This window comes from Flavonifractor sp. An100 (assembly GCF_002161175.1).
GTDB lineage: Bacteria > Bacillota > Clostridia > Oscillospirales > Oscillospiraceae > Lawsonibacter.
The window spans coordinates 1-10,742 of record NZ_NFMA01000040.1 but is presented as its reverse complement, the minus strand read 5'-3'; the positions used below and the strand labels follow the sequence as shown (position 1 = coordinate 10,742).

Sequence of the window (10,742 nt, the reverse complement as noted above, 5' to 3'; positions counted from 1 at the left end):
CATTGTTTCGTATCGCTCTGGAAGGAGGCCCACATGGAAGATCCCGTACCCGTCAAGGAGGAATACACCTATCAAGTCGGCAAAATCCAATTCATTGTCACGCCCGTCTACAAGGACAAAGGCGAGTCCATGCGTGACATCCTGTTGAAGCTGATGCTGGCCGATTTGGAGCCAGCTTAACTGTTCCATCGACATCCTTAACACGGGCAGTCGGCAGAGGTATAATATACATAGATAAGAACCTCTTGCTTGATTGCAGGAAGGAGGATATTTTGAAACAGTCAAGCAAGAAAATTTCTACCGGCACAGCAGCTCTCTACTGCCGACTGAGCCGTGACGATAACATGGACAGCGAGTCCAACAGCATCCAGAACCAAAAGAAAATTCTCCAGAAGGCCGCCAAGGACAAGGGCTACACGGACACGATCTTTTTCGTGGATGACGGTATTACCGGCACTACCATGAAGCGCCCCGGCTTTCAGAAGATGATCGCTGCAATCGAGGCCGGGTACATCTCGGCGGTATTCGTGAAAGACCTTTCCCGGCTGGGCCGGAACTACATTGAGGTGGGCAAGCTCACCGAGGAATTTTTCCCGCTCCATGATGTGCGGCTGGTGGCCGTTTCCGATGGCGTGGACAGCGACGAGGGCGAAGATGATTTCACCCCGTTCAAGAACATTATGAATGAATACTACGCCAAGGATATTTCCAAGAAGCGCCGGATCGTCAATAAGATGAAAGGCAACGCTGGGATTCCGCTCTCCCCGCCGCCCTATGGCTACATCAAGAACCCGGACGATCCCCGGTTTTGGGTGATTGACCCGGAGGCTGCCGAGGTGGTACGCCGTATCTACCGCATGGCGCTGGACGGGTACGGGCTGGCTGAAACTGCCGCTGCCCTCGGTGCGGATGGGATCGTCAACCCGACCTACTACTGGCGCAGCAAGGGCACAAGCAGAGGTGGCTCCAAAAGCACCGTGGAGCCCACAAAATGGGGGCACACCACAATCAAGAAGATTTTGACCACGCAGGAATACTGTGGCGATGTTATCAACTTCAAAAGCTATTCCAAATCCTATAAAATGAAGCGCCGGATTGAGAACCCGGAGGAGAACCGGGCGATCTTCCTCAATGTCCATGAGCCTATCATTGACCGGCCAACTTGGGAAAAGGTGCAGGCGTTAAAAGCCGGGACACGGCGCAAGCGCCCCACCGTTACCCAAGAGCCCAACGTCTTTTCCGGCTATCTGAAATGCCCGGAGTGCGGCGGCAATCTGAATTTCCATTTTAACCAGGGCAACCACGATATTAAATTCTTTAGCTGCCAGAACCACAATTCCGGGCTCCGCAAATGCTCGTCTACCCATTATATCCGGCTGGACTTCTTGGAGCAGGTCGTGCTCTACGAGGTACACCGTCTGGCCTGCTTCGCTAACGAATACGAAAACGACTTCATCAAGGCGATGGTGGGCCGCTCGGCAAAGGTGGCGGAAAATGACCGGGTACGCAAGAAGCGAGAGCTGGATGGGCTGTTGGCCCGGGACAAGGAGCTGGATATGCTCTTTGAACGGCTCTATGAGGACAATGTGTCCGGCAAGATCGACGATGCCCGGTTTGCCAAAATGTCCAAGCGGTATGAGCAGGAGCAGGGCGAAAACGCCAAGAAAATCAAGGCGTTGCGGTTGGAGCTGAAAAAGCTGGAAGATACGCGGATGGATGTGGATACCTTCTTGGAAACGGTACGCCGCTACACCGACGCCACCGCCATCACCAAGCGCATGGTTGCCGAACTCATTGAGTATATCGAGGTCTATCCTGCGGTCAAGGAGGACGGTGTTACCAATCAGCGGGTGACGATCCACTACAACTGCATCGGTGCCTTTGAGGTGCCGGATCGCCGGAAGATCCCCGAGCGGGATATTCTGCTGGAAACAAGAAAAGGCGTAGCATTAAGCTACGCCCCGGCGGTGTAAAGGTGGTGTGGGATATGAGAGCATTTCTCTATTGCCGTGTCGCCCATGAAGATTCTTTCGCATTGGAACACCAGCGGTTTCTGCTCCAGCTCTACGCAAAGCAGGCGGGATATACTATCATCGGCGCTGCGGATGAATACGGCAGCGGGCTCACATTAGACCGCCCGGCGCTCCAGAAGGTGACCGAGGCTGTGGTCGCTGGCAAGGTGGATGTGGTGTTAGTCCATAATTTGACCCGGATAGGCCGGGAGTGGGGCATGACCCAAAGCTACATTGACCTGCTCACCCGGCATAAAGTAAAGCTCCTGTGCATCCGGGATCGGCTGCTGTTTGACGAAAACGGCGCTGCCCCAATTTTGACAATAAAAAATGCGGAGTGTCCTTTGTAGGATACTCAGATCCCATAAGGACACTCCGCATGGTCGGAGTGCCGGGATTCGAACCCGGGGCCTCTTGGACCCGAAGGCCGATTTCAAACTTTTTCTGGGTATTTTATGTGGTTTTTAACCCTTTTTGCTCCAATCCAATTCATCTTCAGACCTCTTTGACCACCCGGTTTCCATGTGTTCCGAAGCGGTGTGTGGTATGTCCTGTGGTCAGAAACGCGCCCCCAGCCCCTGCCGGTGTTTTTCACCGACAAGGAGGGGGGAGCGCTTTTTTGCTTCCGGCTGCCTGTATTATAACTCGGATGGAAGGATGAAACAAGTTATTTCTACGCTGTCCACGGCTCAGGAATTGGGGGGCTGTAAACAAAGAATAATTGCAGCCGCGGTTAACCTTGATCCTTCGGCATATTCCGAAGCGCTTGGAGTTGGTCCCTTCGGCCATAGACAACAACGGTGACCCATACGATTCTCTGACTTTCATTGATGCAATAATACACCAGAAAGTTTTCCACCGGCATTTTATGGATTCCCTCGGAACGCCACGGTTCTTCCGGCGTCAGAGGGTAGCGATTTGGCATCGTGCGCAGGGAAGAGATTTCCAACTTGACTCTTTCCAGCCATCGGCGGGCAGTCTCTGGAGACTGCAGCACGTTAGAGATATAGCTGACGATTTCCTGCAGCTGTTCCACTGCGTAGTCGGTCAGTTTGACTTGATACTCCATCCTCAGATACTCTTACTGATACGGGCAAACGCGGCGTCCAGATCCATCCCCTGGCCTACCTTAGCCTGTTTCAGTCCCTTCTCCATCATCTGGTCAAATTGTTCCTCCGACAGTCCGTCCCGCGTCGGGAGCGTAGGGATCCGGAAGGAATAGGGGATACTGTTCGTCATGATAATTTGTCGATAAAGGGAATCGATCAGCACAGACACCGGAATACCCAACTGATCCAGAATTGCCTCCGCTTTCTGCTTGATCTCCGGTTGAACCCGCGCCGTTACATTGGCCGTTTTGCCCGCCATAGGAAACACCGCCTTTCTGTCATGATTATACTATCTTGTGTGGCGTTTTGCAATACATTTTATTCTGTGAGTACGGAGCCAGTGGTGACTGGAATGGTTTCAATTAGGGAGAGCAGCTAACCGGATGTGTCCGTCTGGAAATAAAATGAAATTCAAAAATCCTTTGGTAGATTCATTGCGGATGTTATGTTATACTATGATAAAATCAGGAAGTTTTGCAGCGAAAAGTTCTGTTGTAAGAAAAAAGATCTGTTTCACGAAGGTCTCAGAGACAAGTTGACCGGCGGCGAGGCCCGGTAGCTCCTGGCCCAGTGGGAGCGGGTGGAGAAGGAGATCGCAGCCCTGCGGGTGGAGCTGAAAAAGGAGACCCAGTTCAGCCGGAAAGTGGAGCTGAATATGAAGATCAAGAAATTGGAGAACTCGGGTAAATAAAAATGAATGAGAAATTAAAGGAGCTATGTGAAAGTATTACACAGCATATAAGACGAGCGCCATATAAATGGGGCTTCTGGTGCGTTACAATCACTTTTATTTTGATTCCATTACTTATCTGGATCTTATATTTTATAGGTGATAATTGCCGTATCTTGATAAATACAAGTTTATCTGTCGGAGAGGCGCTTGGATTCTATGGCGCATCATTAGCAGCTATAGGAACAATCGCTTTAGGTGTTGTATCAATTATACAGAATAATCGAGCCACGCAGCTAAACTTGAAATTGATAGAAGAGCAACACAGGGCACAACTCCCTGTTTTCAGCGTCTTAAATACTACAGATTTAAGATACAAAATTGAAGATCAAAAATGGGATATTGGTTTTTTACACGGAGCTGATATTGGCTTTGAACTACAGAATAGTGCTATTGGCGGGCATGAAATAGGGTATATTACATTTGGGCTAAAAAATATTTCAAATTTCCAGATCTATGGGCTTAAAATTGTGAAAGCTACGCTCCATACGATAGGAGGAACTGATTTCCAAAGGTTTATGCCTGTATTTGAAGCACAAAATGGTATGGCGTCGGAGGAAACGAAAAAAATTAGTGTTTCATTTATTGCTTCATCCCACAATTTTATGGGGATAGATAAGAACAAGGTTCAAATCAATCTTGCTTTTGAGTGTTATAACCCCCAGAACTATCGAGTCCAATTTCATATAAGTTTTATAATTTATAACGGAAAACTCAGAAGCCTTGGAGAACAAGTACTTTCAGAATATTGCAAGGAGGCCACCACAGATGACAAAACTTGACGGCAAAACGCCGGATTTGGCGGCGGAGAATATAGAGCAGCTGCGGCAGATCTTCCCGGATGTGTTTGAGGAGGGAAAGATCGACTTTGACAAGCTCAAGCAGGTGCTGGGAGAGTATGTGGACGACGAAAAGGAGCGCTACAACTTCACCTGGAACGGCAAGGGAAAGGCCCTGCGGCTGGCGCAGGCCCCCACTACCGGCACCCTGCGCCCCTGTGAGGCAGAGAGCAAAAACTGGGACGACACCCAGAACCTCTACATTGAGGGCGACAATCTGGAAGTGCTCAAACTGCTGCAGAAGAGTTACCATGGGAAGATCAAGATGATCTATATCGATCCGCCCTACAACACCGGCGGTGACTTTATCTATCCAGATGACTTCGTTGACAGCGTTGAGAATTACAAGCGCATTACCAGCCAGGTGGATGATGAAGGTAGAAATACGGGAACAAATACAGAATCCAATGGACGCTACCACACTGACTGGCTTAACATGATGTACCCTCGCTTGCGGTTAGCCCGTAATTTACTTAAGGAAAATGGGACGATTTTTATCAGCATTGATGAGCATGAGGTCAATAATTTGAAGAAGCTGTGCAATGAAGTTTTTGGTGAGATGAACTTCCTTGCGTGTATTGCTAATATTAACAATCCAAAGGGACGCTCGGACGAGAAAAACTTTGCGACCGCTTTTGAATATATTATGGTTTATCAAAAGAGAGAGGCGTCGCTGATAGGATTTGCCCCTGAGGAAAATGTGATAAAACGATACAATAAAATTGACGATGACGGAAGGCGCTATAGACACATTGATTTACGCAAGACCGGAGATAGTGATAAGCGCTCTGATAGACCTAATATGTTCTATTATTTTATGTATTGTGAAAAAACAGGCGATTTCTATCCAACTTATGAAAGTACCATTCCGGAAGGCTATATAAAGATTGCTCCAATGAAAGATGATGGAACAGAAGGCCGATGGCGTGTGGGATTAGAAACTGCGCTTGAGAGAAAAAGTGTACTGCTTCCCAATTATATGCAGATTAAAAATAGATGGACGATTGTAGAAAAAGACTATCTCACAGACGATTTGCGTGTTAAACCTACTACTGCATGGACTTTTAAAGATGTGAATAGTGAAAGAGGTACAGAGCAGTTTATTGATTTGAAATTTGATAAAGAGGTTTTTCCGAGGCCAAAACCACTTGGAACAATAATGCGGCCACTTACATTGGCTACAAATGGGAATGATATTATACTCGATTTTTTCTCCGGTTCATCCACCACTGCTCACGCAGTCATGCAGATCAATGCTGAGGACGGTGGTAATCGCAAATTCATCATGGTGCAGCTACCGGAACCCTGTGCGGATGGCACCGAGGCAGCCAATGCAGGCTTTGAAAACATCTGTGAGATCGGCAAGGAACGCATCCGCCGGGCCGGAGAGAAGATCAAGGCGGAGGTCGAGGAGCAGAACGCCCAGTTAAAAATTGACGAGGAACCCAGGAAAGTCCCGGACATCGGCTTTAAGGTGTTCAAACTGGACAGCTCCAACCTGAAACAGTGGCAGCCGGACTATGACGACCTGGAGACCACCCTCTTTGACAGCATCAGCAACTATGTGGAGGGCCGCAGCGAGCTGGATGTGGTCTATGAGATCATGCTGAAAATGGGCATGGAGCTCACCTGGCCCCTGGAGACCCACATCATCGCCAGCCGGAATGTGTACGACATCGGCATGGGCGCCCTGATGATCTGCCTGGACGACCACATCACCGCCGAAGTGGCCGAAGGCATGGCGGCGCTCCGCCAGGAGGAGTCCTCCGAGGTCTGGCGGGTCGTGTTCAAAGACAACGGCTTTGAAAGCGACAGCGCCAAGGTCAACATCAAGGAGATTCTCAAACGCGCCGGCCTGGAAGAGGACGCGTTTACGACAGTGTGAGGAAAGAAAGTATGAGACAGAGAATTTCAGAAAAAAATAAATTCCCTTCCTTTGATTTATTTGATGAATATCAAAAGTTGGAAGCTATTTTTTCAAATTGGCGCACCATGGGTACATATGATGAATGGAGAACTCGAAAGCCGCCTATGTATACTTTTGAGGACTATATTCGCGATCTGCAATTTGAAAACTGGAATCTGCGGGGAACATTTATCAATTTACAGGAGATGCGTTCCAAACTCAACATTGCGCCAGAAGATTTTGTAGAAAAAAAGGTTTCTGAAGAACAATTATTAGATTTCATACAATTTCTCTTGAATTGTTGGTTGCGGATTCACGCAACTATCGAAACAGCACAAGCACATGCAATAGCATATATCGCAGACAAAAATGCGCTTGAAATGCTATTCCAAAATTGTAAATATCTTTTGGAAAAATTTCATTGCAAATGTCAGGTAGACGAAGAAAACAATGAAGTATATGTGATTTTCAAAGATGATTTAGCGACAATCATTTCCCAGAAAGATCCTGATGTTGAACCCAGCCTGACCGAATATAATCGAATTGATAATTGTGGAAATATAAGGCGAAAAGGTGAGATACTTTGTACGCTATCTAAGAAATTAGAAGCTGTAGAATCGCAAATCAAAGGAACAGAATTTTATCCTCTCTATAACGATACTACCTTTTTGCTTAACAAAATCGGCGCCCGACATTGGACGGGAAAAGATAAATTAGCCAATGCTACTTTTATGAAAATGTCACCAGACGAACTTGAAAAATGGTATGATACAACATTCAACTTAGTTGTGTCTTGCCTTGCTGCAGTTCCATATTTAACGGCTAAGGATAAAATCAAGGAAATTAAGCAGACGGGGGTTGACAAATGAAACTCCAATTTGAAGCCAACCTCCAATATCAGGAGCAAGCAGTTTCCGCTGTGGTAGATCTCTTTCGCGGCCAGACGCCAAAACGGAGCGTATTCACCGTCACAATGGAGGATGACGCAGGGCAGATGACCACAGATAACGGTATTGCCAACAAGCTGGAACTGATCGAGGATGAGATCCTGGAAAACCTCCAGGCGGTGCAGTTGCGCAACGGCCTGCCCCAGGCCAAGATGCTGAAAAAAGGGGCCTGTGATTTTGACATTGAGATGGAGACTGGCACCGGAAAGACCTATGTCTATCTGCGCACCATCTTTGAACTGAACAAGGCCTACGGTTTTAAAAAGTTCATCATTGTGGTGCCAAGCATCGCAATTAAAGAGGGAGTGGCCAAGTCCCTGGAGATCACCAAGGAACACTTCCAGACCATCTATAACAATGTGGTCTATGACACCTATATTTACGATGGCAGCAAGCCGGAGGAGGTACGCTCTTTCGCTGTCAATGATAACATCTCCATTATGGTCATCAATATCGCCGCCTTTCGAAAGAGCTTTGACGATCCGGAGAAAGAAAATAAGGCCAATATTATCCACCGGGCCATTGACAAACTTAACGGAATGCGCCCCATCAGCCTGATCCAGGAGACCAATCCAATCGTCATCGTGGACGAGCCCCAGAGCGTAGAGGGCAAAGGCGCCACGGCCTCTAAAAAAGCTATGGAATCCCTCAACGCCCTGTGTACCCTGCGTTACTCCGCCACCCATGTGGAAAAGCACAATTTGGTATACAAACTGGACGCGGTGGACGCCTTCGATCTGGAGTTGGTAAAGCAGATCGAGGTAGCCAGCTTTGAGAGTCTGGACTACCACAACAAGGCGTATATGAAACTGTTGTCGGTGGACAACAAGAAGTCTCCCATTACGGCCAAAATCGAGTTGGACTGTGAGGTCAAGGGTACGATCAAGCGCAAAGCGGTAACCGTGCGCCAGGGGGACGACCTGTCCGAGAAGCTGTCCGGCTATCGGGAAGTGTACAACGGCTATGTGGTAGACGACATCTATTGTGAGAAGGGCAATGAGTATGTCAGCTTTACCACCAAACCGGAGATCCTGCGGATCGGTGAGGCGGTGGGCGACATTGATGACCGGGCCATCAAGGAACAGCAGATCCGCAAGACCATTGAGGAGCACCTGAACAAGGAACTGGTTCTGAACCGCCGGGGCATTAAGGTGCTGAGCCTATTCTTCATCGACAAAGTGTCCAACTACCGCTATTACGACACTGATGGGGTGCGCCACAACGGTATCTACGCCGACATGTTTGAGAAGAACTATCGGGAACTGATCCAGCGGCCCAAGTATCGGACGCTGTTTCAGGATCAGGACATTGATTTGGAGTCCCTGCCCCATGAGGTGCATGGAGGATATTTTTCCGGCGACAAGAAGGGCGGAAACTCTGACAAGGAGTGGAAGGACACCAGCGGCACTACGGCTGTAGACGAGTCGGCCTACAACTTGATCATGCGCGACAAAGAAAAGCTACTGTCCTTTGACAGTAAGCTCCGTTTCATTTTCTCTCACTCAGCCTTGCGGGAGGGCTGGGATAACCCCAATGTATTTCAGATCTGCACCTTGAATGAGACGAAAAGCGAAGTTAAAAAGCGTCAGGAAATTGGACGTGGCCTACGGTTATGTGTCAATCAGAACGGTGAGCGGCAGCATGGTTTTGCTATCAACACGCTGACTGTCATGGCCAATGAGAGTTATGAAAGGTTTGCCGCAACCTTGCAGAAAGAATATGAGCAGGATGAGGGTATCCGCTTTGGCCTTCTGGAAAGCCACAGCTTTGCCAATATCCCCATTCAGCAGCCGGACGGTTCTATGGCTTATCTGGGTGCTGAGAAGTCAGAACATATCTATCAGGCATTCAAAGAGTGCGGCTACCTGGACGAAAAGGACAAGGTGACCGATGCGCTGAAGATTGCACTGAAAATGAATACCCTGCAGGTTCCAGTGGAGCTGGTCGAGCATAAGCATGCCATCGCCGGTGTATGCAAGAAGGCTGCCAGTGGCCTGAATATCAAACCTGCAAATGATAAGCGGACAGTTCACCTGAACAAAGAGCGTTTTCTGAGCGAGGAATTCAAGGAACTCTGGGATCGAATCAAATACAAGACGACATACAGGGTAGATTTTGACTCTGAAAAGCTGGTAGAACAGTGCTGCGAGAAGATGCAGTTGGATCTGGATGTAGGGGCGGCCAAGTTGATGTACACCAAAGCGAAGGTGCAGGTGTCCGAGGGCGGTGTGGACACCACTGAAACCCAACGGCTCTCCGTAAAGACCACCGATGGCAAGGAGCAGTTGCCTGACATCATCACTTATCTGCAAAATCGAACTGGCCTGACCCGCAGAACCATCGTAAAGATCCTGACTGAGAGCAAGACGCTTAATCTGTTCAAAAAGAATCCCCAGGCGTATATGGATCAAGTAGCGAAGTTGATCAGTTCCACTATGCAACTCTTCATTTTGGATGGCATCAAATACACAAAATTGGGGGACACAGAGTTCTATGCCCAGGAACTCTTTGACTCAGAGGAACTCACCGGATACCTTGAGCGAAATATGTTTGAGAGCCATCGTTCTGTCTATGACTATGTGGTCTATGACAGCGATGTGGAACACGGATTTGCGGAAAAGCTTGAAAGCAACGAAAGTGTAAAAGTATATGCCAAACTTCCCAATTGGTTCAAGGTTCCCACGCCCCTCGGTAGCTACAACCCGGATTGGGCTGTCGTCATTGAGGATAATGGACTCAATAAACTCTACTTTGTTGTAGAAACGAAGGGAAGTATTGAGGGCAAGGATCTTCGTCCTAAAGAACAAGCAAAGATTCGGTGCGGAGAAAAACATTTTGCCGCTCTTGGTAATGATGCAAAGTTCATGAAAGCTGATAGTTTCCAAAGGTTTACCGAGCGTTTGGTTTAAGAATTGCACTGCTGAAACGAAGGATTGAGGTACATTATGTATCCCAATCCTTTGTTCTGCCAGAAGGGGGCGATTCACTTTCCGCCGTGACAAAGAGAAAGTGCAAATTCAAATATTGACGGCAGGGAACGCTTGTTCTAAAATATGATCAGGCGAAAGCCTAAAACTCGTAGCTTTCCGGTGAGGTCCACACCCCGGTGGGACCTCAGACATTCATGGGCCTCGTAGGGCACCACAACCACCCTGTACGAAGGGAACTTCCATGAAGGTCTTCAGTATTTGGCGCTGTG

General features: G+C 48.2%; 10 protein-coding genes. 8 read left to right on the top strand and 2 right to left on the bottom strand.

Annotated features, from left to right (window positions below):
- The 3 genes from B5E43_RS15290 to B5E43_RS14425 form a co-directional block, all read left to right on the top strand.
- On the top strand, positions 1 to 180 hold a 180-nt coding region (locus tag B5E43_RS15290), incomplete at its 5' end, for a hypothetical protein (protein ID WP_206407011.1).
- A gap of 92 nt (positions 181 to 272) precedes the next feature.
- Positions 273 to 1,973, top strand: a complete 1,701-nt coding sequence (locus B5E43_RS14430) for a recombinase family protein (protein ID WP_164475101.1) — start codon at positions 273 to 275, stop codon at positions 1,971 to 1,973.
- A gap of 14 nt (positions 1,974 to 1,987) precedes the next feature.
- Entirely contained in the window at positions 1,988 to 2,362 is a 375-nt protein-coding gene (locus tag B5E43_RS14425; RefSeq protein ID WP_087397833.1) for a recombinase family protein, read from the top strand.
- Positions 2,363 to 2,745: 383 nt separating this feature from the next.
- Here B5E43_RS14425 and B5E43_RS14420 read toward each other — a convergent pair whose 3' ends face one another.
- A complete protein-coding gene (locus B5E43_RS14420; protein WP_087288187.1) occupies positions 2,746 to 3,081 on the bottom strand; it encodes a type II toxin-antitoxin system RelE/ParE family toxin in 336 nt (111 codons plus the stop codon).
- A gap of 2 nt (positions 3,082 to 3,083) precedes the next feature.
- The gene (locus B5E43_RS14415; RefSeq protein WP_087288189.1) at positions 3,084 to 3,380 is read right to left on the bottom strand and encodes a type II toxin-antitoxin system RelB/DinJ family antitoxin; all 297 of its coding nucleotides are present in this window, start codon (positions 3,378 to 3,380) and stop codon (positions 3,084 to 3,086) included.
- A 303-nt stretch (positions 3,381 to 3,683) separates the two neighbouring features.
- Between B5E43_RS14415 and B5E43_RS14410 the strand changes: the two genes are divergently transcribed.
- Genes B5E43_RS14410 through B5E43_RS14390 form a run of 5 tightly spaced genes read left to right on the top strand, consistent with a single transcriptional unit; the run spans position 3,684 to position 10,452 of the window.
- Positions 3,684 to 3,812 carry a DUF4391 domain-containing protein gene (locus tag B5E43_RS14410; protein WP_087288191.1) on the top strand — a complete coding sequence of 43 codons (129 nt, stop codon included), beginning with the start codon at positions 3,684 to 3,686 and terminating at the stop codon, positions 3,810 to 3,812.
- A 2-nt stretch (positions 3,813 to 3,814) separates the two neighbouring features.
- Positions 3,815 to 4,633, top strand: a complete 819-nt coding sequence (locus tag B5E43_RS14405) for a hypothetical protein (protein ID WP_087397831.1) — start codon at positions 3,815 to 3,817, stop codon at positions 4,631 to 4,633.
- Complete coding sequence (locus B5E43_RS14400) at positions 4,620 to 6,575, top strand: site-specific DNA-methyltransferase (RefSeq protein ID WP_087288194.1); 1,956 nt, start codon at positions 4,620 to 4,622, stop codon at positions 6,573 to 6,575. Before B5E43_RS14405 ends, B5E43_RS14400 begins: the two co-directional genes overlap by 14 nt.
- Before the next feature lie 11 nt (positions 6,576 to 6,586).
- Positions 6,587 to 7,465, top strand: a complete 879-nt coding sequence (locus tag B5E43_RS14395) for a hypothetical protein (RefSeq protein ID WP_087397829.1) — start codon at positions 6,587 to 6,589, stop codon at positions 7,463 to 7,465.
- Complete coding sequence (locus B5E43_RS14390) at positions 7,462 to 10,452, top strand: DEAD/DEAH box helicase family protein (protein ID WP_087288199.1); 2,991 nt, start codon at positions 7,462 to 7,464, stop codon at positions 10,450 to 10,452. Before B5E43_RS14395 ends, B5E43_RS14390 begins: the two co-directional genes overlap by 4 nt.
- Positions 10,453 to 10,742 lie beyond the last annotated feature (290 nt).